The 26876-nt window shown below is 38.1% G+C and carries 30 protein-coding genes and 8 pseudogenes; 26 read left to right on the top strand and 12 right to left on the bottom strand.

Features of this window, described 5'->3' with window-relative positions; all coding sequences use genetic code 11:
• The first annotated feature begins 34 nt into the window (after window positions 1-34).
• Window positions 35-358, top strand: a complete 324-nt coding sequence (gene czrA / locus CW370_RS05630; protein WP_003231284.1) for a Zn(II)-responsive metalloregulatory transcriptional repressor CzrA — start codon at window positions 35-37, stop codon at window positions 356-358.
• 26 nt (window positions 359-384) lie between these two features.
• Here the strand turns inward: czrA and csk22 are convergent, their stop codons facing one another.
• Window positions 385-930, bottom strand: coding sequence for a mother cell-specific sporulation protein Csk22 (csk22, locus tag CW370_RS05625; protein ID WP_095843767.1), 546 nt, complete (start codon window positions 928-930; stop codon window positions 385-387).
• Window positions 931-1135: 205 nt separating this feature from the next.
• On the opposite strand from csk22, the gene CW370_RS05620 reads away from it, so the two are divergent.
• From CW370_RS05620 to csaA, 7 genes are all read left to right on the top strand, one after another.
• A complete protein-coding gene (locus CW370_RS05620; RefSeq protein WP_024571457.1) occupies window positions 1136-2074 on the top strand; it encodes a helix-turn-helix transcriptional regulator in 939 nt (312 codons plus the stop codon).
• A 53-nt stretch (window positions 2075-2127) separates the two neighbouring features.
• Window positions 2128-2610 carry a GyrI-like domain-containing protein gene (locus CW370_RS05615; protein ID WP_014480008.1) on the top strand — a complete coding sequence of 161 codons (483 nt, stop codon included), beginning with the start codon at window positions 2128-2130 and terminating at the stop codon, window positions 2608-2610.
• Window positions 2611-2686: 76 nt separating this feature from the next.
• Window positions 2687-3388: an MBL fold metallo-hydrolase gene (locus CW370_RS05610; protein ID WP_024571456.1), complete on the top strand. Its 702-nt coding sequence runs from the start codon at window positions 2687-2689 to the stop codon at window positions 3386-3388.
• Between the two features lie 5 nt (window positions 3389-3393).
• On the top strand, window positions 3394-3969 hold the full coding sequence (locus CW370_RS05605; RefSeq protein ID WP_024571455.1) for a TetR/AcrR family transcriptional regulator: 576 nt from the start codon (window positions 3394-3396) through the stop codon (window positions 3967-3969).
• A gap of 77 nt (window positions 3970-4046) precedes the next feature.
• Window positions 4047-4790: a GNAT family N-acetyltransferase gene (locus tag CW370_RS05600; RefSeq protein WP_024571454.1), complete on the top strand. Its 744-nt coding sequence runs from the start codon at window positions 4047-4049 to the stop codon at window positions 4788-4790.
• 14 nt (window positions 4791-4804) lie between these two features.
• Window positions 4805-5530 carry a helix-turn-helix domain-containing protein gene (locus CW370_RS05595; RefSeq protein ID WP_015251919.1) on the top strand — a complete coding sequence of 242 codons (726 nt, stop codon included), beginning with the start codon at window positions 4805-4807 and terminating at the stop codon, window positions 5528-5530.
• A 64-nt stretch (window positions 5531-5594) separates the two neighbouring features.
• A complete protein-coding gene (gene csaA, locus CW370_RS05590) occupies window positions 5595-5927 on the top strand; it encodes a chaperone CsaA (RefSeq protein WP_024571452.1) in 333 nt (110 codons plus the stop codon).
• 248 nt (window positions 5928-6175) lie between these two features.
• Here csaA and CW370_RS05585 read toward each other — a convergent pair whose 3' ends face one another.
• Complete coding sequence (locus tag CW370_RS05585) at window positions 6176-7612, bottom strand: flavin monoamine oxidase family protein (protein ID WP_154217702.1); 1437 nt, start codon at window positions 7610-7612, stop codon at window positions 6176-6178.
• Window positions 7613-7757: 145 nt separating this feature from the next.
• Here CW370_RS05585 and CW370_RS05575 point away from each other — a divergent pair.
• Window positions 7758-8363 (top strand): annotated as a pseudogene (locus CW370_RS05575) (HNH/ENDO VII family nuclease); the annotation flags it as partial.
• Between the two features lie 9 nt (window positions 8364-8372).
• Window positions 8373-8831, top strand: a complete 459-nt coding sequence (gene yobK, locus CW370_RS05570; RefSeq protein WP_024571449.1) for a type VII secretion system immunity protein YobK — start codon at window positions 8373-8375, stop codon at window positions 8829-8831.
• A 282-nt stretch (window positions 8832-9113) separates the two neighbouring features.
• On the opposite strand, the gene CW370_RS21195 is transcribed toward yobK, so the two are convergent.
• Window positions 9114-9188 (bottom strand): putative holin-like toxin, encoded by a 75-nt coding sequence (locus CW370_RS21195; RefSeq protein WP_413927852.1) that lies wholly within the window; start codon window positions 9186-9188, stop codon window positions 9114-9116.
• A gap of 239 nt (window positions 9189-9427) precedes the next feature.
• Here CW370_RS21195 and CW370_RS05565 point away from each other — a divergent pair, with 239 nt between their 5' ends.
• Together CW370_RS05565 and CW370_RS05560 are read left to right on the top strand one after the other, a co-directional pair.
• Complete coding sequence (locus tag CW370_RS05565; protein WP_003241736.1) at window positions 9428-9895, top strand: DUF4879 domain-containing protein; 468 nt, start codon at window positions 9428-9430, stop codon at window positions 9893-9895.
• Window positions 9896-9900: 5 nt separating this feature from the next.
• On the top strand, window positions 9901-10260 hold the full coding sequence (locus CW370_RS05560) for a hypothetical protein (RefSeq protein ID WP_024571448.1): 360 nt from the start codon (window positions 9901-9903) through the stop codon (window positions 10258-10260).
• A gap of 34 nt (window positions 10261-10294) precedes the next feature.
• On the opposite strand, the gene CW370_RS05555 is transcribed toward CW370_RS05560, so the two are convergent.
• Entirely contained in the window at window positions 10295-10630 is a 336-nt protein-coding gene (locus tag CW370_RS05555) for a hypothetical protein (RefSeq protein WP_024571447.1), read from the bottom strand.
• A 173-nt stretch (window positions 10631-10803) separates the two neighbouring features.
• Between CW370_RS05555 and CW370_RS05550 the strand changes: the two are divergent.
• A pseudogene (locus tag CW370_RS05550) lies at window positions 10804-11052 on the top strand (YolD-like family protein).
• 13 nt (window positions 11053-11065) lie between these two features.
• Here the strand turns inward: CW370_RS05550 and CW370_RS05545 are convergent.
• A pseudogene (locus CW370_RS05545) lies at window positions 11066-11358 on the bottom strand (SOS response-associated peptidase family protein); the annotation flags it as partial.
• A gap of 220 nt (window positions 11359-11578) precedes the next feature.
• Entirely contained in the window at window positions 11579-11944 is a 366-nt protein-coding gene (locus CW370_RS05540) for a hypothetical protein (RefSeq protein ID WP_024571446.1), read from the bottom strand.
• Between the two features lie 645 nt (window positions 11945-12589).
• Here CW370_RS05540 and CW370_RS05530 point away from each other — a divergent pair.
• The 8 genes and pseudogenes from CW370_RS05530 (at window position 12590) to CW370_RS05495 (ending at window position 16981) form a co-directional block, all read left to right on the top strand.
• Window positions 12590-13291 carry a hypothetical protein gene (locus CW370_RS05530; RefSeq protein WP_024571445.1) on the top strand — a complete coding sequence of 234 codons (702 nt, stop codon included), beginning with the start codon at window positions 12590-12592 and terminating at the stop codon, window positions 13289-13291.
• 21 nt (window positions 13292-13312) lie between these two features.
• The gene (locus CW370_RS05525; RefSeq protein ID WP_024571444.1) at window positions 13313-13801 is read left to right on the top strand and encodes a hypothetical protein; all 489 of its coding nucleotides are present in this window, start codon (window positions 13313-13315) and stop codon (window positions 13799-13801) included.
• 154 nt (window positions 13802-13955) lie between these two features.
• The gene (locus CW370_RS05520) at window positions 13956-14420 is read left to right on the top strand and encodes a hypothetical protein (protein ID WP_024571443.1); all 465 of its coding nucleotides are present in this window, start codon (window positions 13956-13958) and stop codon (window positions 14418-14420) included.
• A 33-nt stretch (window positions 14421-14453) separates the two neighbouring features.
• Entirely contained in the window at window positions 14454-15098 is a 645-nt protein-coding gene (locus CW370_RS05515) for an HIRAN domain-containing protein (protein ID WP_024571442.1), read from the top strand.
• Between the two features lie 45 nt (window positions 15099-15143).
• A pseudogene (locus CW370_RS05510) lies at window positions 15144-15417 on the top strand (hypothetical protein).
• Window positions 15418-15512: 95 nt separating this feature from the next.
• Window positions 15513-15894: pseudogene (locus tag CW370_RS05505) on the top strand (UPF0715 family protein).
• Window positions 15885-16070, top strand: a complete 186-nt coding sequence (locus tag CW370_RS05500; protein WP_101169519.1) for a hypothetical protein — start codon at window positions 15885-15887, stop codon at window positions 16068-16070. Before CW370_RS05505 ends, CW370_RS05500 begins: the two are co-directional and overlap by 10 nt.
• A 287-nt stretch (window positions 16071-16357) precedes the next feature.
• Window positions 16358-16981, top strand: a complete 624-nt coding sequence (locus CW370_RS05495; protein WP_024571441.1) for a hypothetical protein — start codon at window positions 16358-16360, stop codon at window positions 16979-16981.
• 86 nt (window positions 16982-17067) lie between these two features.
• Here CW370_RS05495 and CW370_RS05490 read toward each other — a convergent pair.
• Both CW370_RS05490 and CW370_RS21485 read right to left on the bottom strand, forming a co-directional pair.
• A pseudogene (locus CW370_RS05490) lies at window positions 17068-17198 on the bottom strand (hypothetical protein); the annotation flags it as partial.
• A 312-nt stretch (window positions 17199-17510) separates the two neighbouring features.
• A pseudogene (locus CW370_RS21485) lies at window positions 17511-17687 on the bottom strand (ATP-dependent DNA ligase); the annotation flags it as partial.
• A 301-nt stretch (window positions 17688-17988) separates the two neighbouring features.
• Here CW370_RS21485 and xynA point away from each other — a divergent pair.
• On the top strand, window positions 17989-18630 hold the full coding sequence (gene xynA, locus CW370_RS05480) for an endo-1,4-beta-xylanase XynA (protein ID WP_003231377.1): 642 nt from the start codon (window positions 17989-17991) through the stop codon (window positions 18628-18630).
• A 670-nt stretch (window positions 18631-19300) separates the two neighbouring features.
• A complete protein-coding gene (ppsA, locus tag CW370_RS05475) occupies window positions 19301-21901 on the top strand; it encodes a phosphoenolpyruvate synthase (protein ID WP_024571440.1) in 2601 nt (866 codons plus the stop codon).
• 376 nt (window positions 21902-22277) lie between these two features.
• On the opposite strand, the gene CW370_RS05470 is transcribed toward ppsA, so the two are convergent.
• On the bottom strand, window positions 22278-22541 hold the full coding sequence (locus CW370_RS05470; protein ID WP_024571439.1) for a hypothetical protein: 264 nt from the start codon (window positions 22539-22541) through the stop codon (window positions 22278-22280).
• 94 nt (window positions 22542-22635) lie between these two features.
• Between CW370_RS05470 and CW370_RS21480 the strand changes: the two are divergent.
• Window positions 22636-22821 (top strand): annotated as a pseudogene (locus tag CW370_RS21480) (hypothetical protein); the annotation flags it as partial.
• A gap of 6 nt (window positions 22822-22827) precedes the next feature.
• Here the strand turns inward: CW370_RS21480 and CW370_RS21475 are convergent.
• Window positions 22828-23061 (bottom strand): hypothetical protein, encoded by a 234-nt coding sequence (locus CW370_RS21475; RefSeq protein WP_080262573.1) that lies wholly within the window; start codon window positions 23059-23061, stop codon window positions 22828-22830.
• A gap of 163 nt (window positions 23062-23224) precedes the next feature.
• Here CW370_RS21475 and CW370_RS05460 point away from each other — a divergent pair, with 163 nt between their 5' ends.
• On the top strand, window positions 23225-23575 hold the full coding sequence (locus CW370_RS05460; RefSeq protein WP_101169518.1) for a DUF3221 domain-containing protein: 351 nt from the start codon (window positions 23225-23227) through the stop codon (window positions 23573-23575).
• 489 nt (window positions 23576-24064) lie between these two features.
• On the opposite strand, the gene bla is transcribed toward CW370_RS05460, so the two are convergent.
• Complete coding sequence (bla, locus tag CW370_RS05455) at window positions 24065-24985, bottom strand: class A beta-lactamase (protein WP_029878349.1); 921 nt, start codon at window positions 24983-24985, stop codon at window positions 24065-24067.
• Window positions 24986-25341: 356 nt separating this feature from the next.
• Between bla and CW370_RS05450 the strand changes: the two genes are divergently transcribed.
• Complete coding sequence (locus CW370_RS05450; protein WP_024571436.1) at window positions 25342-25773, top strand: hypothetical protein; 432 nt, start codon at window positions 25342-25344, stop codon at window positions 25771-25773.
• Window positions 25774-25946: 173 nt separating this feature from the next.
• Here CW370_RS05450 and CW370_RS05445 read toward each other — a convergent pair whose 3' ends face one another.
• A complete protein-coding gene (locus CW370_RS05445; protein WP_024571435.1) occupies window positions 25947-26825 on the bottom strand; it encodes a DMT family transporter in 879 nt (292 codons plus the stop codon).
• Window positions 26826-26876 lie beyond the last annotated feature (51 nt).

Below are 26876 nucleotides of genomic sequence, written 5' to 3'. Positions count from 1 at the left end.
AAGATAAAACTATGAATAAAGAAAGGTGATACATATGACTGAATTTAGAGAAACGGAACAATCGGCTGCTGATCTGGACGAGGAGACGCTGTTTCTAGTCGCGCAAACATTCAAAGCGCTTTCTGATCCTACCCGAATCAGGATTCTCCATTTATTGTCCCAGGGTGAGCATGCAGTAAACGGAATTGCAGAAAAGCTGAATTTACTGCAATCCACCGTGTCCCACCAACTTAGATTTTTAAAAAATCTTCGACTTGTCAAATCGCGCAGAGAAGGAACATCGATTTATTACTCTCCGGAGGATGAACATGTTTTAGATGTTCTTCAGCAAATGATCCATCATACACAGCATGATTGAAAAAGACATCCTTGCTTAACTCGCTGCTAGCGGGCAAGGATGTCTTTTTCTTTATTGTGTCCGTGCTGTTCGAGTTCGTTTCTGCTGAGCTTGATGACAAAAGAAGAAAAACCGATATAATAAACGGCTATCAGAAAAAAGACGCCTATTGTCAGAGGGTCCGTTCCGATTGACTGACTGTAAGATCCAAGGCTGTTTAGATCAGGCGAGGTAAGATAAAGCTCTGTCACTCGATATAGAAATCTTGACAGGAATAAGGTTAAGAGAATCATTTCTACCCAAATATGAGTCCGAAAATAGATCTTTCCTCTGCGTTTTTCAAAGGAGATGTTTTTCTTAGCGAAAAAGACAAGGAGCCATCCGCCAAGAATGCCCAAAATGAGATATCCATATAAAAAAGGGTGAATGGCGCTGAAGATTGAAAGGCCAAAAGCAAACAGCGAGAAAAGAATGATACGGGTGAACAGCCAGCGGGGCTTCAGCGGCTGGTATCCGATGGACCTTTTAATTTTTTTATACAGAAAAAAGATAATGATCATGGCAGGATAAACGCTCTGAAGTGTAAGATGCATGATGTGAAATCCCCTCCGTTGAGAAGTGTATGCTTATCCGGTTGGAAATAGTAGCTGAAATAAATACTGAACACAAAAAAGAAGGGGAACCCCCTGTTTTCATAGCATATGCGAGGTGTATTCCGCCGCATAATAGATATGCCCAAGCTTTATCAAAATGTTATGATTGTTTTGTTGGAAAATACAAGAAGAAAAGGTGCGCAGAATGAAACTGGAACGTTTGTTAGCGATGGTTGTGTTATTGATCAGCAAAAAACAAGTGCAGGCTGCAGAGCTTGCTGAGCTGTTTGAAGTATCTGTCAGAACAATTTACCGTGATATTGAGACGATCAATAGGGCTGGTATTCCGATTGTGACCTCACAGGGTTCCGGGGGCGGAATTGGCATCATGGAAACGTATCGGCTTGAAAGAGAGTGGCTGAAGGAGGAGGAATTGTTTGCAATTGCTTCCGCTTTGCAGAGCGTTTCATCTATGTATGAACCCGTTTCTCACAGCACAGCCTATCAAAAAATCAAACACCTTATACCGGAGCACTCTGCTCAAGCATTTAAGCACCAAACAGAAAAATGGTTTATTGACATGACGGCATGGGGCCATACCGAGGATGAAAAGGCGTTTCGTGAGAAAATCAGCGCCGCCATCGATCGATTGTCAACGATATCTTTTACATATACAAGCGCAAGCGGGGAAACACTACTTCGGGAAACTGAACCTTATACATTGGTTTGCAAGGCGGGGCACTGGTATTTATATGCCTACTGCCTGGTAAGAAATGATTTTCGTTTTTTTAAACTGAACCGGATGAAAGATCTGGCCATCTTACATCAAACCTTTATCAGAAAAGACATTCAGCTGGATACTTTGCCATGGGATAAGAATTGGTACCAGAAGGGCCGTTTAACTGAACTGGTTATTCTTGTTCAGCCGGCAGCACGTCAGCGTATAGGTGAATGGTTCGGATATGATGTCCTTCACTGTGAGGAAGATGAAATCTGCCGGGCAGTGATTTCACTTCCAGAAGATCAATGGCTGATCGGTTTTTTGCTCCAGTTCGGAAAGGATATTGAGGTTCTGCAGCCTCTTCATATACGGGATAAAGTAAAAGAAACCATTCATCACATGCAAAAAATATATGAAACCTGACACACTGCTGTCAGGTTTCTTTGTCTATAATCTTAACAAAAGGAGGAGATCGTATGGGCTTTTCACATATAACACACTTAGACCGGAAACGATTTGCCGGACTGTCACAACGGACAAGCAACGCACTGGAAATGACGGAAGAAAGGAGGATTCCGGCACTGTGGGACCAATTCTGGAAGCAGGATATGAGCGCTCTTTTATCACAGGCTGAAAAAGACAAAAGCATTATTGCCTTATATTCGAATTATGAACAAGAGACGAATGGGTTTTATACGTTTTCAGTCGGAACGTTTCAGGAATACGACGACATTCTTCCGGGACCATATGAAAACATTGATTTGCCGGCTTCCGCTTACGCCGTTTTCACTTCCAGAATCGGTCCTATTGAAGAGATTGTGCTTGAAACGTGGAAGGAAATTTGGACTTGGGATAAGCGGCATCTGCGCACGTTTACAGGTGATTTTGAGATGTATGATCAAAGTGCCGCAGTGCCACAGCGAGCACAAGTTAACATTTATGTAGCGATAAAAAAATAATAAACTCTTGAAAAACTAATGGTGTTAGTTAATAATAAAACTAACGACATTAGTTTTTGTTAGGAGGAATAAAAAGATGAGAATTACTCAGTACCAAACGGTTTGGCAGCTGACTTTTTTTCCAGCATTGTTTCCGGTTAATTGCTATTTAGTAGAGGAAGAAAACGAAGTCACCCTTATTGATGCTGCACTGCCAGGCAGCTATAAAGGGATTATTCAAGCTGTGAATCAACTTGGAAAACCGCTTCAGCATATTTTACTGACTCATGCACATGGGGACCATGTCGGATCACTGGATACATTGGCACAAACATTTCCGCATGCAAAGGTCATGATCTCGGAACGGGATTCATTCTTGCTCCAAGGTGACACATCCTTGTGGCAAGATGAGCCGCAGACGCCTATAAAAGGAGGTATTCCGAAACACATACAAACAAAGCCTCACCAACTGCTGACGGGCGGTGAAACAATTGGTTCTCTGCTTGCCATTCCAACACCGGGCCATACACCGGGCAGCATGTCATTTCTTGATACAAGAAACGGCACTTTAATAGCAGGAGATGCGTTTCAGTTGCGCGGAGGAATCGCTGTATCAGGTCAGATAAAATGGACGTTTCCTTTTCCCGCTTTCGCCACATGGAATAAGGAGGAGGCCATCAAAAGTGCACAATTGCTCGCCGATAAGGCGCCTTCCTGTCTCGCTGTCGGACATGGAAAATTCCTGCGATCACCTTCAGAGCGGATGAGACAGGCGATCCAAAAAGCAAAGAAAGGATGATGAGCATGTCACCGAGAATAGGTTTGACCCAAAAAATGATTGTAGACGCTGCAGCGGAGATTGCCGATCAGGAAGGGGTAAATGGTGTCTCACTTGCGGCACTTTCTAAAAAAATGAATGTGCGCCCCCCGTCATTGTATAACCATATCAACGGGCTGCAAGCGATCAGAGCAGAACTTGCTGTCAGAGGACTGACAAAGCTTTTTGATCAAATGGCGGACTCCGTAACCGAACGAAAGGGAGATTCCGCGATGCTTTCTTTAGCTCATGCATATGTTGATTTTGCAATTGAAAATCCCGGATATTATGAAGCGGCTCTTCTTAAGGTTCAGGACAAACGGACGGAAATCGTCTCTGACCAAATTGTCTGTCTTGTGACGAAGCTGCTCATTGAAAACGGCTATGCAAGTGAAAAGACTGCCATTCATGCGACAAGGGGGCTCAGAAGCCTGCTGCATGGCTTTGCTGTTTTAATCGCAAAAGAAGCATTTGAACGTGAGGAGGACATTTTAGAAAGCCTGTCATTTTCAATTCGGACATTTTTGTCAGGATTATTAATAAACAATAAAAATATTATGTAAACAAATAAATGGATGTCTTATATTTCTGAATATTGTATAATATCAAGGGAGTATACATAGGGGAGAGGCATTATGCAATGGATGACATTCACAAGATTGAACGATTAGCGGCAGCTTCATGGCCGGCTTATTTTCAAAAAAGCATAGGGAAATGGCTTCTCAGAGCGAATTTTGGCGTAACCAAAAGGGCAAATAGCGTATGGACGTCTGCGGATATGCCTGAAGGGGATTTTCAGCTAGAGGCCGAACTTTTTTATCAAAGTTTAGGCTTACCTGTTTGTTTTCATATTAGCAACGCATCACCGAAAGGGCTTGATGACGCATTGGCAGATAGCCGTTATGAAAAGGTAGACGAGTGCTTCCAGATGACAGCGTTGTGCCGGTCAATTATGAGCCGAACAAATGACAACAGCGGATTTACATACAAGTGGGAACAAGAGCCATCATCTGTTTGGATAGATGAATTTATTCAATTAGAAGGGTTTTCACCCGAACGTCACAAAGGTTACAAACACATATTCGAACGCATGCCGCCGTGTAAAACTTTTTTCAAGATGTATGACAAAGAAAGCCTGACAGCGCTTGGCACGGTTTCTGTCATTGATGGTTATGGCGGACTTAGTAATATCGTTGTAGCTGAGGAGCACAGAGGAAAAGGGGCAGGAACCCAAGTGATCAGGGTGTTGACTGAATGGGCAAAAAACAACGGAGCGGAACGCATGTTTTTACAAGTGATGAAAGAAAATCTGGCGGCAGTTTCTTTATATGAAAAAATCGGATTCTCACCTATATCGGAACACCATTACCGGATTAAAAGATGACCAAAGGAAGGGGTTTGCTAATGGACTCGCTTCAAGAGATGATTTGCGAAAAACGGACATACACACACCTTTATCATTCACATAAGCACGCATACAGCCAATTTCTTTTTCCGCTTGAAGGGAGTATTGATCTTGAGACTGAAGAGCGCCAGGTGAAATTAAAGCCAGATCATTTTTTATATATTCCGCCGGAGTGTGAGCATCGTTTCCGTTCTATCGGAAGAAATGAATGTCTTGTACTGGATGTTCCGCTTCATGCAATGAAAATTGATGAGTATCGTGCAGGATCGGGAATTGAAGCTGCACTCGATCCTTTCTGGTCTTCGATCAGGTACTTGCTGACAGAGGAAGCAAAGGCCGGAACAGCCAACTCGCTTCATATGCTAGTACAATACATAAAAGAAAAGCTTCAATCCCATAGCTATGCCTCAATTGCATACATTCACAGCCATTTATTTGAGCGGCTGACGATTAAGAAGCTGGCAGAAATCGAGCATTATCACCCAGCTTACTATTCAAGCTGGTTCAAAAAACAGACAGGGAAGTCCCCGCAGAACTATATTGCCGACCTTCGCCTTGAGGAAGCAAAACGAATGCTGATGGAGAGAAATGAAACCCTTACCGTCGTGAGCGAGGCGCTGGGCTTTCAAAACCTTTCTTCTTTTACCAGATGGTTCACAAAAAGCACAGGAATGCCGCCCCGCCTGTATCGAAACACCTTATATTCGGATAAAAAATGATGGCTCTTTCGTTAAAAGAATATTGTATATCTCCTTTACAATAGGAGAAAAAGGAGTTATTGATATGGCAGTTATTGAAGACTTTGAGAAATTGGATATCAGAACGGGAACAATTGTAAAAGCTGAAGAATTTCCTGAAGCAAGAGTACCGGCAATCAAGCTTGTGATAGATTTTGGGACTGAAATCGGCATAAAACAATCCAGCGCACAAATCACGAAGCGTTACAAGCCGGAAGATATCATCAACAAGCAAGTCATAGCAGTCGTGAACTTTCCGCCCCGCCGGATCGCCGGATTTAAATCGGAAGTCTTGGTCCTCGGCGGCATTCCCGGCCAGGGCGATGTTGTTCTGCTGCAGCCGGATCAGCCTGTTTCAAACGGCACAAAAATCGGATAACACAAAAAAGACGTTTGCCTAAGGCAAACGTCTTTGCGTATTGAGGCAATGCACCACACGCCACATTCGTGTGTGCCGCAAAGGGCATGTACATCGGCTTACACAATTCAGCTCATCGCTATATGAATATAGCATGGAGGGCGAAGGAATGCAAGGATTACTTTGTTTTTGTGGTTGAATTTGTCCGTCTAATCAAGATCTTATTATATGAAATGTAATAATCTTTTAGTACAGAAGGTGAGCATGATCTAAGGTAAGCGATTGACCTCATAAGCAACACGTATTCCAGATTCAATCGCGCCTTGCATCCACGCATGAGTGAGTGAGGCGTGTTCTCCGGCGAAATGAACTCTGCCCTCAGGGACAGGAATATAGGGATACAGCTCTAATTCTTGTCCTGGTTCGAAAGCTGTAAAACCTCCCGCAGAATACGGGTACTGGCTCCAGCTAAAAGAAGTGCCAGACACAAATTCAGACCACACAATATCACCATAGATTTCAGATAAATTCAGTAAAGTATACTGGATTCGCTCTCCTTCTGAAAGACTGTCCCATATCAGTGCCTCATCAGCCCAAGTATAACTGGCCAGAATGACGGCATGTCCATTTGCTCCAATATTTCTGCTTGGATAATACGAAAAACGAATCGGTAGATCAGTAATAGATTTGCCGCCGCGCTGCCCGGCTTTTTCCCAAAATCGGCTTTTAAACTCTATGCCGATTTTTGTTGCACTGATATAGTTTAGCTCACGGATTGCCCTCCGTTTATAGTACGAGAATGAATGGTATGGTTCGACTTTTACAAATCGCAATGTTGAAAAAGGAATGGTTACAATAGCGAGATCAGCTGTGAATGATGTGAATTCTGCCGTTTGTTGATGCTGACAATGGATCGTAACACTATTTTCACCCTGAGAAATTTTCATCATTTTTTGATGGTATAGAATGTTTGTTTTTAATTGAGGAAGAAACGCGTGAGGCAGCAGATCCATGCCGCCGGTTATCTCATAGAAGTGAGCGGGTGAAGAAAAAAAGATAGATTCCCGCAATACTTCAACAAGGGACATCCCCATATACGCTTCCATATCCAAAAGTACACCGATCATATCGATCGCGCCATATGAAAAATACGTGTTTAAAAAAGAGCTTAACGAATGATTTTTGTATTGTTCTTCGACAATCCGCCAATTTCTCGCTGGATTTTGATTGATAAAATTTAGAATAGGCTGCAGTAAAGAAAGCATCAGCTCTTCAGACGTTTTCCCTTGTTCATTTGGTGCAACTGGGTATCTCAATATTCCAGGAGCTCGCTCAAAAACTTGGAGACGTGTTTTGATTCCATTTGCATAAATGATGTCCATAGGGGTTCTATTGATAAATACATTTGTTGGCAATTTGAATTTTTTTATATACTCTAAGGTTAACGAATGGTTATTCGGTATGCGCATCGGGCCAGCGTTGAAATACAAATCATCACTAAAGGGAGATCTTAAAGTGCAGACACGGCCGCCCGCTCTGCCGCTCGCTTCGAGAATCGTTACTCTGTGACCGGCATTTTTCAGCAAAGATGCTGATACAAGCCCGGACAATCCAGCTCCTATAACAAGAATGTGCTTAGGATGCTGCGATGCGCTAAGGCCATTTCTAATGATCTTTACCATGTCATCATTCATTAGAGAATTCACTTTTTTGGAGGCACCTCTTTTTAGAATTTATTGCATTATATTCATTGAAAAGAGCGCCTATCACGATCTGTCCACAACTTTTGGAATTTGAAAGGTTATTGTTAAAAGGAAATAAAGGGGTGATGTATGTGACTAACTTTGGTGGGGGAAGGTCATAAACAAAGCAAGTCAGGCAGGGAAGAAAATTAAGGACAGATTTGCTGCCTTATAATCCTAAGTACGACTTTGCTCTAGCTGATAATGTGCCATACAATGTGGTTGATAGCCAAAGCCTTAAGAATGAACTTTTGACTAATGCGAAGAAAATACCGGATGGAACAAGAAAACCGTTTACTGGCCAAAAGATAAGTCCTCCATGGCTAAATAAAGAAAAGTATGAAGCATATGAAATAGAGGGGAAGGTAAAGGCGAAGGGGAAAGTTAAAGATGTAAGCCGTAGAGTGTATACTATGAAAGATATTGATATTAATCAAAAAACAGAATTCGGTGTTACAAATCTTCAGCTAATGAAAAACGGGAATGCCCCTTATGCAAAAGACGGTACACAGATTAATTTACATCACTTGATTCAAGAAGAACCTGGCCCAATGCTTGAAATCCCGAACAGGTTACATACAAAATACAGTGATGTCATTCATCAGCTTAAGTCTGATGGTGAAAGTTTTAGAAATGCTAAGGTTTTAAAAGCACAATACGAGAGCTTTAGAAAGAGATATTGGAAGTGGAGAAACAATTTGAAAATGAGAATTGAGGTGTTTATATGATTTATTCGAAGGTTGAGAACTTTATTAATGAAAATAAACAAAATGCTATATTTACAGAAGGCGCAAGTCATGAAAACATTGGTCGCATTGAAGAAAACCTCCAATGCGATCTCCCCAACAGTTATAAATGGTTTTTAGAAAAATACGGTGCTGGTGGTTTATTCGGTGTTTTAGTTTTAGGCTACAACTTTGATCATGCATTAGTTGTAAATAGAACTAATGAATATAAAGAACACTATGGTCTTACTGATGGACTTGTGGTTATTGAAGATGTTGATTACTTTGCTTACTGTCTAGATACAAATAAAATGAAAGACGGAGAATGCCCTGTAGTTGAATGGGATAGGGTAGTTGGTTATCAAGATACTGTTGCAGAAAGCTTTATTGAATTTTTTTATAATAAGATTCAGGAAGCGAAAGATGATTGGGAAGAGGATGAAGACTGGGACGATTAAGTAAAAATATTGCAATTGCTCAATAGATACACTTGAGTTGCACATCCTCAATCTAAATAAAATAATGGTTTTATCCATAAAGCAATTGTATTCAAATAACATTTCTATATGGTTATAATTAGGATAAGGATTATGCTTTTTAAGGTATAAAAAATGCAAAAAATAAAAAGACTAGGGTGCTATCAACACCCCGTCTCTGTACTAAAGCTACCCACTAAAGGGCTTGCTCGATGTGATTTCTTGGTAGACCTATCACTTCAGGTTCTTAGGCTCAAGGGAGGTCTATTTTTTATTTATATATGTCAACAGGGCAATTATAAATGACCCGAATGCAAGCATTAGCATTAATGCCTGGATGTTGACATAGCCTCACCCTCTTTCATAGGGGATGAGCAAGACTCCCTTGAGTGAGCAAACTTAATGAGCAGGGAATATTTTACTATACATAAATGTCCTTGTCGTTAAAAATTCACAATAAATTGACAGTATGAAAAGAACGTGCTTAATGCAGGTTCTTTTTTTATTTCAAATATTAAACAATTCCCTTCAAATGACGATATTTAACATGTAAACTTGTACCAAGGAGGATTTAGGAAATGAAGAAGAGAATTACGTATGTGCTGCTTGCTCTTCTAGCAGTAGTAGCTTTTGCTTTCACTGATTCATCAAAAGCCAAAGCAGCAGAAGCAACACCACTTTATTATCTGCAAATTACAGGGATAACATCAGATGGAAACGACTTTGCTTGGGATTACATTAACTTTAACCAAACCAAAGCTCCAAGTGTTTTAAAAGGTGATAAACTTCACGTTAGGGCTCGTTTTATGGGGTATACAAAGTTAACAGTTATCACGGGTAAAGATGGGAAAAATCTGTTATATGATGGTACAGCTAGGATGTACAAATCTGATGCCATTCTTGGTCAGAATAAGGTGGTTATAGGCTGGGATAAATATTTTGAGATTCCAATGGACGCACTTCAAGATAACTCTATACAGATTAAAGCATTAAGCTCAGGCACCACTTTTGTTTACAGCCAAAAAATTGATTTTGAAAGAGAGTGAACCAGGTGATTAGCTCTTCTAATTATGATGTAACTAAAGATCCAAAATTCTTAGCATTTTGCAGCTTGGCTACAGAAGGATACGGGGGGAATAACTCAGCTCCTAGTAGATCCATTGGTTTTAGTGAATTCTGTGAAAAACTTGAGAAAAATGAAGTAGTTAATCCCGAGAACAAAAAAAGCTCACTTGACCTAAATAAGTCTTTAGACTATTGGAAATCAAGATTTAATCCAGGAGGCAATCTCTCTGCATTAGATTCACAGGTATTAGATATTATCAAAAAAGCTTGCAACTTAGGCATGGTTAACAAAAATAATATGCTGTTGCGAAACGAAGCAATTAATGCTTATAAAAATTCAATTTAAATATGAAACAATGCCCAGCTTAGTGCTGGGTATTTTATTTATTGAGGTTATTTTCTCGCAAATACTTTTGATGCTCTTTCTTCAACTTATCAATATTATCTTTGAATATATAAATCTTATATTTTTCCTTTGCTTCTCTTGATAGATTATGTTCTAAATATTCACGGAGCTTTGCTTCACTTTTGGTTTGATCCATGCCAATTGTAATTGCCGGATCTGTTTGACCAATTTGCACACTAAATAAACCAAATTCATCCCGAATACTATCAATTACTTCCAAAGGGGACTTTTTATTTGCTTCGGTTAAAGTTATACCTGACATAATCAAAACAGGAACTAAAATCAAAAATCCAATTAACCTCTTCTTCATTCACCATTACTCTCTCCCTCGTCGATAAGAATCTCTCCTTTATTAATACTACCTATATCATTATTGACCTTTATATTTTATTACCAACATTCACATCGAACTTTTGTTCTTATTTATATTGAATAAAGAACTTTAGTTCTATTGATATTAGATCAATAAAGGAGTGAGTCGATATGCTTAGGGATCGAGGAAAAATCAAATGGACATCAATGATGCTTCCAGAACATTTAACACAACTTAAACAAGATTTGATTGATGTATCAAAATTGAAAAACCATCCTTAGATGACAAACAAATTGAAGAGATGGATCTTCTCGTCTCTGAGGTACTTGAATTTAATTAACAATGGCTTCGTTGAAAATGTCACCGGCAGAGTCCATTACATTAATTTTGAACAACACAGGCTTCATGTAAAAGACTAGAATGACAATACAATGTCTTTGGATCAAGGCGTTTCCATTCGTTTACTTACGAGCGGCTTTCGAAAGCTGGGTTTCTCGGACAATGTTTCAGCGCGGGTATTAATCATTTTATAGCCGATCTTTTCATCTTTAGCCCATGGAGGGATAATACCGGTTATTGGATCCATCGTTGATAATTGTCAGAATGTTTTGGGAAGGAGCGACATTATAGCTAGGGTGATATTCACCTTCAGGTAAGAATTGATCTATGTTGAATTGCTCAATGATGTCATCAAACTCAGAAAATAAAGTGAACTTGCCACACATGTTCATCATCCTTTAGGGTTTTTGAATATTGTACAGGCTTGATACACAAAAATCAAAAAGGAGGAATGTGATGCAGCAGCAAACAGTTGAGGTTAAGGAAGTTGAATGGAGAAAGAAAAGGTCAGTGATATTTATACAATACATTAAATAGTTTTTCTATAAATTGTTCTGATAGACTGTACAATAATAAGAACGCCCCCATATGGGGGCTTGAAGCTGCCTAATAACCATTAAATCCCTTGATTTCAAAGTTTTCTGTATCGAGATTTAGGCTATTCAATTGCTTTAACAACACCTCAAATTTTAAGCAGTCACCGTTTCTTAATTCATCTGGAATATATTTAGGATTTGCAATTTTCATGCCATTCTCAATCCATTGTTTTCGGTATAACTGAATTGCAGCTTCAATTAAGTAATCTGGCGTTACAATAAAACCTAAGCTTACTTCATGATCTTCACTGTAGCCGTATTCAAAATCGCAACAAGGGCAGATTTCAAATGTTTTTTGATACTCACCATCATTGTTTATTGGGTTTTCACTTAATCCTTTATATCCGCAAATTAAACATGTATATAATTTAGTCATAGCAATCCCTCTTTAATATATTTATAGTTCCTATTGATTTTTATAATAATTATAACTAAAAATGTTGGGAGGTGTGCAAGCGGGCAAAAAATGACCTTTTCTCATGAAGCTTTTATTATATTAAAACTATATTAAAGAAACTATGAAGTGGCTAGCATCCGCAATGGTCGGAAGAGGGAAAGGAACAAAGGACATTAAGTTTTGAATAAAACAGCAGTTTTAATTAGTTAAGCTCTCACTGTATAATAAAGGAAACGGTAAGGTGGGGATCGTTATGAAAATCTTAAACTTTAAATTTGATAATTCTTTCTTTGAATTACATGCAGCGTTTACTACTAATTTGGATCTTCAAACTGATTATGATATCCAGATGGATATGCTCAAGATGAGTAAAGCGATACTTAAAACAGCTGGCTTTACAAATTTCTTAATCCAGGATACATACTTTATAGTTGAAGATAACAACTCAGTTTATTGTTCATATTACTTTCAGTGAAGCAAATTAAATAATGCAACTATAGCATTTTGAAAAGCATTCAGGTGTAGAAAAAGGAAAATGGAAATCAAGTTATTCTTAGTGATATAGCAAGGTACAAAACCTAAATAAAACATGGACTTTATTCTTAACGAAGAGAGATGTGAGCAATGGTAAATATCTTAACTAATATCTTGAAAAGTGACAGATTGGATGAATATCCATTACTTCAAAAGTGCTGCTCCCTCAAAGAAAAAGGGTTACGTAAGGAATCCTTTAAAGCATTATCTTCCTTTATTGATGAAGCAAAGACGTGGGATAATAATGCCCAACAGAAGTTTGCTTGTTGGCTATTTGCTTTATTTGAAACATCAGATGATATTCACCATGTACTCGTTCATCCTTTGGAAGAGGAACTTTTAAAGCCTTTACTTGAGGGATGGATGAAGAATAATCCGGAAGATCCAAGGCCATATAGGTGGTATGGCGTGTTTTTAAATACTGAAAAACGTGTCGATTACTTACACAATGCGCTTAGACTTGGTGGCAGCAATGAACAATTATCCTTATTAACGCTAATCGATATTAATTTGAACGCCCTTTGGTATTCATTTCATCATATATCCGAAGATTTGTATCTTGGCGATATTAAAGAAGATACAGCACTTATTATTAAGTCGCTGCAGCTAAACAACAAGGTAGAATGTCAACAAACAAGAAATAACAATAACGAAGCACTTAACTATTATCAAGATCTGTTGAATGATTGGGTGTTGTTTACAGAAAAACAATCAAAGGGATTTATTGAATGGTGTGAATATAAGGGTAGAAATTATCATTGGGTCAAATCCTATTATTACGAAAAACATTGAGCGCAGCTAGTGAAGCTCGTTATGAGTCGAAAAGATTTGGGAATGAAAAATGAAATTATAAAAGAGCATAATGTTATAAGCCCTAAAATTAATGATCAAAAGTGGAAAGGATGCTTTGGTTTTCTGGAGGAGTATGATGAGCAACTATTGAAGAAAGGTGCACTGGTTATGCGAAAGAACCATAAAAAGAACATCTCTTTTTTGAAAGTAGAGAACCAAACCATATGGGTTCGAAACACTCCTCACACTGGAAAAGAAGATTGTTATGTAAACCAATATACTGAGGTTATTGAACATGAGGGTAAAAAATATAGTTTCAATAAATACCTTGGAACTTATTCCAATCTCTATTGGGTTCAGATGAAAATTAATTTAGCTTTAAAAAGATTAGTTTTGGGCAAACAACATTTAGGACATGTGCCTGAATGGTTGTCGGAGGCTTATATTATGGATGATCAAGTTAATTGTTTAGAATCATCAAAATTGTTCGTATTAAAAGAACACGTTTAAAAAATAATGGGGAAAGAAAGAATTTATATTCCATAAATTGTTGAATTATGAGTTAGTAAATAAGAAGGTCTGGTGCTTCATACACGAAAATTCAAGTTTCGTGAGAGTGTAAGTTAAGATAAAATCATTCTTTTAAAGAGAAAGGATGATCAGGTTGGACAGGTTAATAAATCCTACAAAACATTCTTTTTATTTTAGGCTAAGTAAATTTGACTGTTATAAAGTCCGAACAGGAAAGTGCTCTTTAGATTTAAATGATAAGGAATTTAATGCTTTAGAAGGTGAAGAGCGTGAGTATGCTCTAAAATGCAGAAGATTGGCTGCACACTACATAAAGCCAGACATGCATAAAAAACATTCAGGTATTTATGCAAGCATAAATGCTTGCGGACATATTTCATTTAGTGATGGCCAGCATAGGATGTGCATCTGCAAAAGATCGGGTGTAGGTAAATTACTAGTTCATTTATCAAACAACGGAGATTATGTATGCCATATATGTCAGGACAAAAACAAAAAATTAACAGTTAAAGAAAAATTAAAGCAAAGGTTTTTAAAAAAGGATCCGAATAAACTTGCAAGAGAAAATGATTTTATTGATGATGAGTTATTTGATTAAACCAATCTTTTATTTTAATTGGAGGGGTTCATTTTGGGCATACTCAACTTTTTCAAGAACAAAGATAAAAATGAACAGCATGAGAATAGAAATAATAGTATTAACACTGTTGAGGTTAATAACGAAACAGAGGTGGCATTAGAAAAAGAAAATTTTCCAATCTTGATTCAAGAAACAGATTTCTCAAGGAAGTATGAGGAAAAGTCTGCATTTTTCGATTTAGAGTATATAGACTTTAAGGTTGCAGGAACATCACACTATCAAAAAGATATTAAGAAAGCCATCAAGATTGAGGATGAAGATAGCTTTTTCTTCGATGAAAAATATGGCGGTATGACAAATAAAGAGATTATAGAATCAACTTTTGATGAGCCGATATTTATTTATCATAATGTTCTTTTCTCAAATTGTGAATTGCGGTTAGAAGAGAACAACAAGTACGATCCGGAAGCTATAGCTGTCTATGTAAATGATTGCAAAGTCGGACATGTTCCGCGAAAGAATTTTCAAGAAGGCAAGAAATACATTTACGATCAATTAAAAGGTGGTATAAGGCACCCAATCTCAGCAAGCTTGTATGGAGGAAAATATAAAGTTAACCGTGATGATACAAAGATTGAGACCGGTGAAACAGATTATAAAATTGAGTGTCAAATTGTGATTAAAACAGACAAATAGACAATAAAACTACGATTTTAAAGAGAACGGAGACTTACCTTCAATATGAATGTTAAAAATGCTCCATGTATTTTTCAATCACTATTCCAATTATCTCAGCTATCTTAATTATTAATTTTTTTACGGGAGTTATTTCAATTCCATGGCAAGGTATGCCGGTGTTTTTTCCATTAATACTTTCCCCTATAGGGATAATCTTGGCGTTGGTCTTAATAAAGGCAAATAAACGATGTGCTGTATATGGGATAGTATTAAATGCAATTATGTTTCTATTTCCTTTTTCTGGTTTATAGGCGGAACTTTGTTATTTGGAGTTTAAAAATTAAAATGACAAAATTGATGAAGATCTTGAGCAATTGCATAAATGAATAAAACAACTTTTTTATAGAAACGGGACAATGCGGAGGTACTAATTTGGGGTTATATAGACCGTTAGACAGTTACGCTTATACATTGGCATTTTCAAGTTTGTCCTATGGTCTAATCTTTGGCTTGTACATGTTTGTTTATGGCAATCGCGTTAGTAACTATTGGGATCATTGCATTTTACGCTTTAATCACTTACTTGGTGTTTGCTGTTCCTTTTCAAATGTGGCTGCGAAAAAGGGGAAAAAAGTTTAATTTAATTAATCTTATTATTTACACAGCAACAGCCTTTGTAGCTGCGTTATCGTTTTTTGTTGTAACTAATCCAACAAGTGCTCTTGCTGTGCTAAAAAGCATAAATTATTACATTATGAGTATTGTTGCAGCTCTCATTTATTGGTTTTGGGACTCTATATTCCTGTGGAATTAAAGGTCATTTTCTATTGGGAAGAGGCAAAGGGCCAAGATAAAAGAAGTGTTTTATTTAAAATTGGGGAAGTTGCCTTGAACATTTTTATTTGGATTGCCATGTTTATAGCTATTTTTGGCGGCTCTTATGCAGGTTACAAAAGGAATAAAAAGAAAGAGCTTAAACAAGAAAAGTAAGTATATAAGAAAAGCCAACAGAAGATATTTTTATTTTGATTATGGAACAATTCCTGAAATTTAAAATGAAGAAAAATGAGTGAGTTATAAGCTACATTTGAAAACATTTATGAATACCTAAAAATGATGAAGAGGAAGATAAATTATACAGTTCTTGAGTTAAGGTTGCGATCTTTAAGGAACCTACACTGTCATATTTAATTGTAAATATTTAGGAACTTTGTTCGAGTTAACTGAATATGTTGATTTTGGTCATTGACCTAAATTATTTACTGAGGTGTTTTGTTGTGTATAATTATCAATTCCAAAAATTCTATCAAAATTGGGACGACGCAATGTATCCTGTATCGTTTGACTACAGAAATGATTACTTAAACTTTAATCCTTACGTAGAAAGTATTGAAAGTGATGAGCGTGTGACATTTCCTTTACGGGGCTCACAGCATACAGAATTAGGGGATCATAGACGAATGGCAACCAATATTATTATATCCTCAAGTGGAAGATTAGATGCAACCACTAAAACATGGACTAGTAAAAAGTGGAAAGGGTTCACCGGCACAGTAGTTGTTTTCTTAACTGATTCAAGGGGGAACATTCTGTATGCAACAGCTCCACGTAGGTATGGTGTAAATGGTACAGCGTTGGGAGGACATAATAGAACTGACACATGGTATGAAATGATTCCTAGAAGTGTTTTAAATAAAACAACTGCGTATGCAATTCATCACGCTTACACTCCTACTCCAAGAATAAACCCTACAGAATTTAAAAAATGGTCAGATGCCATTGCTCCATTGGTTAAAGCATACAGTGAAGGGCAACAGAGAGAAATTTATCTTTTCCCAGAAGTACATGAGGCCATTGAGTTAGAACCTTTCACTTCAATCGACACAGAGGAAAGCTACTAATGTAACAGTTTCAAAGCCCTATAGAAAAAAACTGTAGGGCTTGACCTCAATGTCTTTAGATTATACATACACTGGAATTCATTAAACTAAATGCTCTTTTTCATCCCACAGCGCCGGCATTCACGCAAGAATATTCCACTCTTCACAGAGCTTTTAACAGTGTGTAATCGCAATTGTCACAGTGGCCGTACTTTACATCAGGATCCTCTTTGTAATCTCAAACAATTTAAGTATGCAATTAGAAGCAGCAAATAAGATGGATTTATTGTTAAAATTGTGACCTCACATGTCACCTGACGAAATAAAAAAGCGATGAATTGTGCTGTGTAAGGCTTTGGCATACCTCTTTGAACACACCACATCGTGTGTGCCGCAAAGGGCATGTAATCGGCTTACACAATTCAGTTCATCGCTATCTCAATAAAGCATGGCGGGCAAAGGAATGCAAGGATTACTTTATTAATGTGATTGAAAACGTAATAAAACTTGTCTTATTTTGTCTAAATTAATCGTGAGTAATTCATAACTATAGTGATTTCAAAACTGTCTTACTCACAGTGAGCGGCTTAGAGGCTATTGACTGACCGTCTTTATAGATAACATCGACAATCTTATAAGCTGATTTTTTGGACATGAAACGTTGCACTACAGCTTCAAAGTCAAGAGCACCACCTGGGTCAGCTACAATAATTTCACAATCTCTAATGTATATCACCTTTATACGAAATGGTTCGCATGGGAATTCAATACAGATATTACTCCATCTGAATTAGAAACAAGAATTGTGATCCTGCGAAAAAAGGATCAGGATATGGTGGAAGAAGACCACTTATAATGTGTTTCTAGGTATTTGTAATTAAATTACAAATACTTTTAATATTCGCTCGTGAATTCGTGTTATTATACTGAAGAGGACGATCAAAAGCTTTGGCGTTAGTAATTAAGAATGTTTTAAATGTATACGGGTGCTGCCTCAAAGTCGGAAAAAATATTATAGGAGGTAACATATGTTTAAGTTTAAAAAGAATTTCTTAGTTGGATTATCGGCAGCTTTAATGAGTATTAGCTTGTTTTCGGCAACCGCCTCTGCAGCTAGCACAGACTACTGGCAAAATTGGACTGATGGGGGCGGTATAGTAAACGCTGTCAATGGGTCTGGCGGGAATTACAGTGTTAATTGGTCTAATACCGGAAATTTCGTTGTTGGTAAAGGTTGGACTACAGGTTCGCCATTTAGGACGATAAACTATAATGCCGGAGTTTGGGCACCGAATGGCAATGGATATTTAACTTTATATGGTTGGACGAGATCACCGCTCATAGAATATTATGTAGTGGATTCATGGGGTACTTATAGACCTACTGGAACGTATAAGGGTACTGTAAAAAGTGATGGGGGTACATATGACATATATACAACTACACGTTATAACGCACCTTCCATTGATGGCGATCGCACTACTTTTACGCAGTACTGGAGTGTTCGCCAGTCGAAGAGACCAACCGGAAGCAACGCTACAATCACTTTCAGCAATCATGTTAACGCATGGAAGAGCCATGGAATGAATCTGGGCAGTAATTGGGCTTACCAAGTCATGGCGACAGAAGGATATCAAAGTAGTGGAAGTTCTAACGTAACAGTGTGGTAGCAGATCATCCTTAATCAGGGGTAGCTAACGGGCTGCTGATCGTTCCTTGAGAAGTTTTATAATCAATGATTATTAAAATCGTTAGTAATGGTTAAAGGTTGTTTTCTACTAGGTGAACGGCCTTGGAATTGCTGGAGGTAGGGTATTCTCCATCTGGTTTTAAAACTTTCCCTATAGGTTAATAGAATGGTATTTAAATGAGAATGCTATCAATTTTTTGTAGTCAGCGCTTGCTCACAACAGATACTTTTACATAACCCTTCTTTATCAAACATAAGCCTTTTTCAAAATAAAAATATCTGGTAGTTAACCAGATCCTCATAACTTTATACTAGTTAAAGGTGGGACTGTTAAAAACAAAAAGTCTAATTTATAAATGGGGACCTACGAATAAAGCAGGTTAGTTCCAAAAAGAACCCAACTTTAGGATTTCCTAAGAGGATTGAATCATCTCGAACCAAGTTTTTTAATGTGACTAGTTACGGAAATTAAGAAAAGAACCTGGTGAAATTGCCCAGGTTCTTTTTATATTGCACAAAAACAGACACGGTGATATAATCATACTACGTGCGCTTTCTGGTTAAAAAGTTATAGATACCCATCTTATAATTTTATTATATCCTGCTGGGAAGCTCTTGTCAATATTTATTTTTTGAAGGGGAGATGTAGAATGAGTTCTTTGGTTCTCGGTTTACATGAAATTGAAAAAACACAGCTTTCGCTCGTTGGAGGAAAAGGGTTACATTTAGGGGAATTATCAAAAATTCAAGGTATACAAGTACCAGAAGGATTTTGTGTCACAACAGTAGGATATCAAAAAGCCATCGAACAAAACGAAACGTTACAAGTGTTGTTGGATCAATTGACCATGCTAAAAGTTGAGGACCGAGATCAGATTGGTAACATCAGCCGGAAGATTCGGCAAATCATTATGGAAGTAGACATTCCTTCCGATGTTGTGAAAGCAGTGGCTCAATATCTCTCCCAGTTTGGCGAGGAACATGCCTATGCCGTGCGTTCTAGTGCGACTGCTGAGGATTTACCACATGCTTCTTTTGCCGGTCAACAAGACACCTATTTAAATATTACCGGCGTCGATGCAATCTTGCAGCATATCAGTAAATGCTGGGCGTCCCTATTTACGGATCGCGCGGTTATTTACCGTATGCAAAATGGATTTGACCACAGCCAAGTCTATTTATCCGTTATCGTTCAAAGGATGGTTTTCCCTCAGGCTTCGGGGATTTTATTTACCGCTGATCCGATTACCTCCAACCGAAAGGTGTTATCCATCGATGCCGGTTTTGGACTTGGTGAAGCACTGGTTTCTGGCTTGGTATCTGCCGATTGTTATAAAGTACAGGATGGGCAAATCATCGATAAGAGAATAGCAACTAAAAAAATGGCTATCTACGGACGAAAAGAAGGCGGAACAGAAACACAGCAGATCGATTCTGATCAGCAAAAGGCTCAAACACTGACTGATGAACAAATTTTACAGCTGGCACGCATTGGAAGACAGATCGAAGCTCATTTCGGCCAGCCGCAAGATATCGAATGGTGTTTGGCCCGCGATACTTTTTATATTGTACAGAGTCGTCCAATCACTACTTTATTCCCCATCCCTGAAGCGAGTGACCAAGAAAATCACGTCTATATTTCTGTTGGTCATCAACAAATGATGACGGATCCCATAAAACCACTGGGATTGTCTTTTTTTCTGTTGACGACTGTTGCACCCATGCGTAAAGCCGGTGGAAGGCTATTTGTTGATGTCACACATCATCTGGCATCCCCTGACAGCAGAGAAGTTTTCTTAAAAGGCATGGGGCAGCACGATCAGCTCTTAAAAGACGCACTTATGACCATAATAAAGCGACGAGATTTCATAAAGTCGATACCAAATGATAAAACAGCACCAAATCCCAGCAGAGGCAATGCAGATATGCCGGCTCAAGTTGAAAACGATCCGACAATCGTGTCTGATTTGATTGAGAGCAGTCAAACATCGATAGAAGAGTTAAAACAAAACATCCAAACGAAATCAGGATCAGATTTATTTCGTTTTATTCTGGAAGATATTCAGGAATTAAAGAAGATTTTATTTAACCCAAAAAGTTCGGTTCTAATTCGAACTGCTATGAATGCTTCATTATGGATTAACGAAAAAATGAACGAGTGGTTAGGTGAAAAAAACGCAGCAGATACGCTTTCTCAATCTGTACCCCATAATATTACTTCAGAAATGGGTCTTGCGCTATTAGACGTCGCAGATGTGATTCGTCCTTATCCAGAGGTAATTGATTACTTACAACATGTAAAAGATGATAACTTTTTGGATGAACTGGCTAAGTTTGATGGCGGAAGCAAAACCCGAGACGCAATCTATGATTATCTCAGCAAATACGGAATGCGATGTACCGGAGAAATTGATATTACAAGAACTCGATGGAGCGAAAAACCAACTACACTTATCCCAATGATTCTTAATAATATCAATAACAGTGGGCCTAATGCCAGCCATCGGAAATTTGAGCAAGGGCGACAGGAAGCTTTGAAGAAAGAACAAGAGTTATTAGATCGATTGAAGCAATTACCGGATGGTGAACAAAAAGCCAAAGAAACAAAACGAATGATAGATATCATCCGGAATTTCAGCGGGTTTAGGGAATATCCAAAATATGGCATGATTAATCGATACTTCGTTTATAAGCAGTCTTTACTGAAAGAAGCCGAACAACTCATAGAAGCGGGCGTTATTCATGAAAAAGAAGATATATACTATCTCACTTTTGAAGAACTTCACGAAGTCGTACGCACACATAAACTGGATTATCAAATCATCAGTACACGAAAAGACGAGTACAAATTATATGAAAAACTATCTCCACCACGTGTTATCACGTCTGATGGTGAAATCGTTACAGGTGAGTATAAACGAGAAAATCTCCCAGCCGGAGCGATTGTAGGTCTACCTGTTTCCTCCGGAGTTATAGAGGGGCGAGCGCGTGTCATTTTAAACATGGAAGATGCTGATTTAGAAGATGGAGATATATTAGTTACCTCCTTTACCGATCCAAGCTGGACACCATTGTTTGTATCCATAAAAGGCCTAGTCACCGAAGTTGGGGGGCTGATGACCCATGGAGCTGTTATAGCCCGTGAATATGGCTTACCTGCAGTTGTTGGCGTTGAAAATGCTGCTAAGCTGATAAAAGATGGGCAACGAATTCGCGTTCATGGTACAGAAGGCTACATTGAAATCTTATAATGTCTGATGTGTGTAGAGAACCATCAGATATTCCGCCATCAGCCCTAACTAGAAGTTGGGAGGCTGCATTTGTACCGAATGATAAAGTTCCCGTTGAACTAACGAAGATCGATAGCACATTAAGAAAAGCTGGAACCTCTTGGAGGAGGTCTGGCTTTTCAATATAAAATTGGCGTAGTGTACAAAAGCCGCATTTTGCGGGCGGCACTTCTTTAAAGTGAATTTTTTATTACCAGCATTTAAAACCAAACTTTAGATTTTGTTCGTGTCAAAGAGAACTGGAGAATGTTGATATTGTATTTGATAGGGGACGACATAGAAAGAAATACCTTGCTTAAAACAAGAGAAAAAGGAGCTAAAAAGCTCCTTTATAAGTTTAAACAACTTTTGTATAAATAGCCGTGTAAAACCCGATTGAGTAATCAAAATAATGACGTGTAAGCGTATAAGTATAACCGTTGTATTCTATTGTTGGCTGGAGGTCCATTGGCAGAGGACTAATGCGGTATATAGTATCGTAATCATATTCTTCATTTTTTACTGCAACCTCAGACGAAGTGCCAGCAGCCAATGCGGGAACCGCGGATATTAGCATGCCAAAGGATAAAGCAGAACTCAATAAGATTTTCCTAATCTTCAATTATATCAACTCCATTTACAATTTATACATATATTATGTTGTAATTGGAAGTTTTTTAGAAGTGAATAATGGATCATAAAAAGTAAAAATCTCGATTTTAAAGGGAGCAAATATATGTATAGTAGACGACAGTAATGATAAGTATATTTATGCTGGAACCCAAAAAGAAGCAGCATGCAATAATGAGTTTGAAAGCGGAATAAGAGTAAGGGTATGGTTCGAAGGCAACCACATACGAACATTTGAGAAAGAACAAAAAGAAGTAGATCCGTTTGGTGAATGTCCCTTACATATTAACTAAAGTGTAAGTCAATGAAACAATGAATAAAAAATACGAAATATAAGATATTGCTTTTGATGAACTTGTTTTATGTTTTGGGAATGTATAGATAAGTGCAAAACCCAAGAAGAAAACTGTTACAAAACAAGAAGTGTATTGTGGAAAGATGGCGACCGCCAATACCATGATTGTTGAAAAAATAAATGAAGAGTAATGAGTTACTTTATGATCATCATTCAATAAAATCACCTCTACGAATTTTTACCGGATTTAGTCTGTGTATTAACAGCTTGTAAAAGATTCAATATGAGAAAATGAAGAAGTTTCTGGATAGGTTTACACTACAGTTTATTGATATGTAGTTATGGAGTGAGATTGTTAAACATGACGGGAGGGAGAAAGGTTGCCGAAAATCGGAGTAAGCTTGATAGTGCTCATTATTTTCCTTGTAGGCTGCAAAAATGAACAAAACGGAGACGAAACAAAGATGCAGAGCCTAGTAGGCTATGTCGTGCTTAAAGACAATAATAGGGCAATTCTCATTACCACTACAGAAACTCCAGTAAAAGAAGATTACGATCTTTCTGAAGGACAACTTATGAACAAGTTTAAAAATAACATAGTAATTGTAGGATTAAGTGAGATTGATAACACAGATGATCTCAAAAGAGGTGAAAAAATAAAAGTGTGGTTCCATACACGAAAAGAGTCAAATCCACCAAGTGCAACGATACAAAAATATGAATTATTATAAAAAAATTGTTGAATTCTCATATAGATAACCTCTGAGACAACAAATGTTGTTCTTTTGCATTGAAACTGCCAGTGACCAATATCAAGTTCAGTTATGTTAATTCAAGTGGTTTGATATGTTAGTGTCTTCGAACGAGACGAAATATTGGAAGTGAGTCCGGATATTCATGAGTATTACAAATTGGTCACAGAATAAGAGACTTAAGGGAGTTGTCTGCATTGTATGTTCACTTCTTTATAATGGCTTGCACTAAGGAGTATATTCTTGCAAGAAAAGATAACGGATTTTAGGTGCTTAATCTTAATTCTTGTCAGATCAAACTTTACTTGTTCCATAAAATGAAAACTACCGTTAATTATAATAACGTTTAATTTTGTGGTGTTTAAATATATGATTCTAGAGGTCTTATGAAAGAACCGTTCATCAAAAAATGAACGGTAGGAGTTAAAAAAATAATGTCTTTTCCTTTGTGGCAAAAGGCTAAACATATTATTTGAGATCGTTAAGGACGACTTTTGCAGCCTCAGCGATAAGAGCATTATCATAATTAGCATCTTTCGTAAAGCGGTTTGACAGAATTGCCAAAACAATAGGAGCTCTGTTAGGCGGCCAAACGATAGCAATGTCGTTTCGTGTCCCGTAACTTCCGGCTCCAGATTTATCGCCGACTTCCCATCCTATTGGAGCGCCTGCCCGAATCAGTTCGTCACCAGTAGCATTGCCTCGCATCCAATCGGTTAAGATCGTGCGTTTGTCAGTCGTGAGCGTGTTATCTAAAGTGAAAGCTTTAAGATCGGTTGCCAGTGCTTTTGCGGTGCTGGTGTCACGAATATCACCAGGAATCGCAGAGTTTAGATCCGTCTCGAATCGTTTAGCTTTCGTTACATGATCCCCAATCTGTTTCAGTGACTTTTCAAAACCTTTAGGGCCGCCAAGCTGTTGCAACAAGATGTTCCCAGCGGTATTATCGCTGTAACGGATAGCCGCTTCCGAGATTTCTTTTAGGCTCATGCCTGTTTCGAGGTGTTTCTCTGTGATTGGAGAATATGTAACAAGATCGTCCTTGCTGTAGTGGATGACTTCATTAAGTTTTTCAATTGAGTTTTTCTTCAGGACAGCAGCTGCGGCTAGAACTTTATAGGTTGATGCGTAAGCAAATCGCTCATTCGACCGATAGGCGATTGTCTTGTTTGAACCTGTATCAATGGCATAAACACCAAGCCTGGCATCAAATTTTTTCTCAAGTTGAACAAATTTTTTATTCGTTATACAGCTTGCCATGTTTGTGTCTTCTATGGATTTTGCTTCGGCATGTGTTGAGCTGTAAAAAGGTGTGAAACCAGTAATGCTTAAACATAAAAGCCCAACACATATTCCGAATTTTATTGACGCTAAATTTTTCAACTTCATCAGGCCTCCTCGTTCAAATGATTTTGTATTACCTTTGAAATGTTTCCCATGACAGTTAGTGTAACAAACCCCTTTGAGCTAGTAAACATAGAATCAATTTATCTTATATTTTTAATAAGTTGGGAGAACAAGGGCTGTTACGACCCACAGGGCGTTATTTATCAGGATAGACTTCAGATGACATATCAAATTAAATATAAAAGCTTCACTGGCTCTTAAAAAGGAAATAGATTCGATGCAAACTGTTCTCTTTAAGGCTCTTTTCATGGTGCTAAAGATTCATTTGGAGAAGACTGTCTTGATCAGAAAAGACCCTTCCAATATATTGAAGTAAAAAGATATCGGGAGGAACTCTTTTGAAAAAGATGTTGATGTTAGCTTTTACATTTCTTTTGGCTTTGACTATCCATGTAGGGGAAGCTTCGGCCGTTATCGTGAAAGATGAGGAGAAAGTGAGTTTTACAATGACAGAAAATGAAAAATGGTTTATGAAGTCTGATGACCTAAATTCAAACCATTGGACATCTCACTTTGGGTACAGATTCACCATTTTCGATACTGAAGGATGTACAATTAACACAAGAATCATGCGAATGACTTTGTCAGGATATGAAATAACCGTTAGTGAAAAAAACTTCTCAGGGGATCATTTTGATTTGAGTGCAACTGATCGAGTTGAGACGATGCCTTATAAGACTCATTATTTGATTTTGACAAAAGATCCAGATTGCGGAGATGTTAAAGTAAAAGGTCTATACGGTTTTCAGTTTGATCAGCCAGAATGGTAATAAAAAAGAATCTAGATTCTCACCGGCCTAAACGCCAGCCAAGCTAATGTCTCACATGCAGACACTAGCTTTTTTCATTGTTTAATAGGCTGTCGTCAGGATTCTAGAAGACTTTCTCATAATAGTCGTCTCCTGTCACATGAAGCCCAAATGACAGGGGAAATGTATATCATTCACACTTTCCGTCGTGAAAATGTAAATGTATTCATAAAAATCCCGCAGCATATCAGCAGTGCGCCGAGGATAATGTTGATGGTGATCTGTTCGTGCAATTGCAGCCATCCAAAGAATAGGGCTAATACGGGAACAAACATTAATGCCATGGATGCTTTTGACGCTTCGATTTGATTGAGCACCCAAAACCATACGACAAAGGTAAAGCCGGTGGAAAGCAAGCCATTAAACAGCAATGACCACACCGCTTGATATGTCCACTCGGCTGAAGGGACCGGCTCAAATATAAAGGAAAACACCAATAACATGACGGCTCCCATCATAAGGTGCCAGGCATTCATGTGAATAATATTGATATGCTTGAATTGTAGCTTGCTGAACACATTCGCGATTCCCCAGCTAAGCGCTGCCGCAAGGACGCACAGCTCCCCAAATAAAGCGCTTTTATCGATATTGAGCATTTCCTTTCCAAATATAAATAACAGTCCGAAGAGGCCGCAGACCAGTCCCATCGTTTTATACACATTCATTTTCTCGTTTAATGTAAAATGGCTGATCACCGTAACAAATATAGGCATTGTATATACCAAAACAGAGGTTTTCCCTGAATCGACAAACTGCATTCCATACGTCAAGATCCCCATATAGCCCAGCCCCATCAAGAGGCTCATGATGATATAGCTTTTGAGATGTTCTTTTTTAATTGAAAGCTTTTTTCTTTGGATGAAGAGAATGAGAAATAAAGGAACCGCTCCGATGAACAGGCGCAAACCCGAAAATAAAAGCGGGGGGATGTCATGAATTCCTACTTTCATCGCAACCCAAGTATAACCCCAAATAAGTGTGACAGATATGATTCCCAGCATAACTTTTACCATAATGAAGCCGCCTTTCTTGTTTAAATATCGTGCTGGTTTCTATCATATGTT

It is taken from the genome of Bacillus sp. SN32 (assembly GCF_002837495.1).
Taxonomy (GTDB): domain Bacteria; phylum Bacillota; class Bacilli; order Bacillales; family Bacillaceae; genus Bacillus; species Bacillus subtilis.
Note: the sequence above shows the minus strand (reverse complement) of the source record. Positions and strands in the feature narration are given on the sequence as shown.

What these genes read in the sequence shown, in the direction of transcription:
- czrA (WP_003231284.1), top strand. Translation starts at nt 35, where the DNA reads ATGACTGAATTTAGAGAAACGGAACAATCGGCTGCTGATCTGGACGAG.
- csk22 (WP_095843767.1), bottom strand. Translation starts at nt 930, where the DNA reads ATGCATCTTACACTTCAGAGCGTTTATCCTGCCATGATCATTATCTTT.
- CW370_RS05620 (WP_024571457.1), top strand. Translation starts at nt 1,136, where the DNA reads ATGAAACTGGAACGTTTGTTAGCGATGGTTGTGTTATTGATCAGCAAA.
- CW370_RS05615 (WP_014480008.1), top strand. Translation starts at nt 2,128, where the DNA reads ATGGGCTTTTCACATATAACACACTTAGACCGGAAACGATTTGCCGGA.
- CW370_RS05610 (WP_024571456.1), top strand. Translation starts at nt 2,687, where the DNA reads ATGAGAATTACTCAGTACCAAACGGTTTGGCAGCTGACTTTTTTTCCA.
- CW370_RS05605 (WP_024571455.1), top strand. Translation starts at nt 3,394, where the DNA reads ATGTCACCGAGAATAGGTTTGACCCAAAAAATGATTGTAGACGCTGCA.
- CW370_RS05600 (WP_024571454.1), top strand. Translation starts at nt 4,047, where the DNA reads ATGGATGACATTCACAAGATTGAACGATTAGCGGCAGCTTCATGGCCG.
- csaA (WP_024571452.1), top strand. Translation starts at nt 5,595, where the DNA reads ATGGCAGTTATTGAAGACTTTGAGAAATTGGATATCAGAACGGGAACA.
- yobK (WP_024571449.1), top strand. Translation starts at nt 8,373, where the DNA reads ATGATTTATTCGAAGGTTGAGAACTTTATTAATGAAAATAAACAAAAT.
- CW370_RS05565 (WP_003241736.1), top strand. Translation starts at nt 9,428, where the DNA reads ATGAAGAAGAGAATTACGTATGTGCTGCTTGCTCTTCTAGCAGTAGTA.
- CW370_RS05555 (WP_024571447.1), bottom strand. Translation starts at nt 10,630, where the DNA reads ATGAAGAAGAGGTTAATTGGATTTTTGATTTTAGTTCCTGTTTTGATT.
- CW370_RS05540 (WP_024571446.1), bottom strand. Translation starts at nt 11,944, where the DNA reads ATGACTAAATTATATACATGTTTAATTTGCGGATATAAAGGATTAAGT.
- CW370_RS05530 (WP_024571445.1), top strand. Translation starts at nt 12,590, where the DNA reads ATGGTAAATATCTTAACTAATATCTTGAAAAGTGACAGATTGGATGAA.
- CW370_RS05525 (WP_024571444.1), top strand. Translation starts at nt 13,313, where the DNA reads ATGAGTCGAAAAGATTTGGGAATGAAAAATGAAATTATAAAAGAGCAT.
- xynA (WP_003231377.1), top strand. Translation starts at nt 17,989, where the DNA reads ATGTTTAAGTTTAAAAAGAATTTCTTAGTTGGATTATCGGCAGCTTTA.
- ppsA (WP_024571440.1), top strand. Translation starts at nt 19,301, where the DNA reads ATGAGTTCTTTGGTTCTCGGTTTACATGAAATTGAAAAAACACAGCTT.
- bla (WP_029878349.1), bottom strand. Translation starts at nt 24,985, where the DNA reads ATGAAGTTGAAAAATTTAGCGTCAATAAAATTCGGAATATGTGTTGGG.
- CW370_RS05445 (WP_024571435.1), bottom strand. Translation starts at nt 26,825, where the DNA reads ATGGTAAAAGTTATGCTGGGAATCATATCTGTCACACTTATTTGGGGT.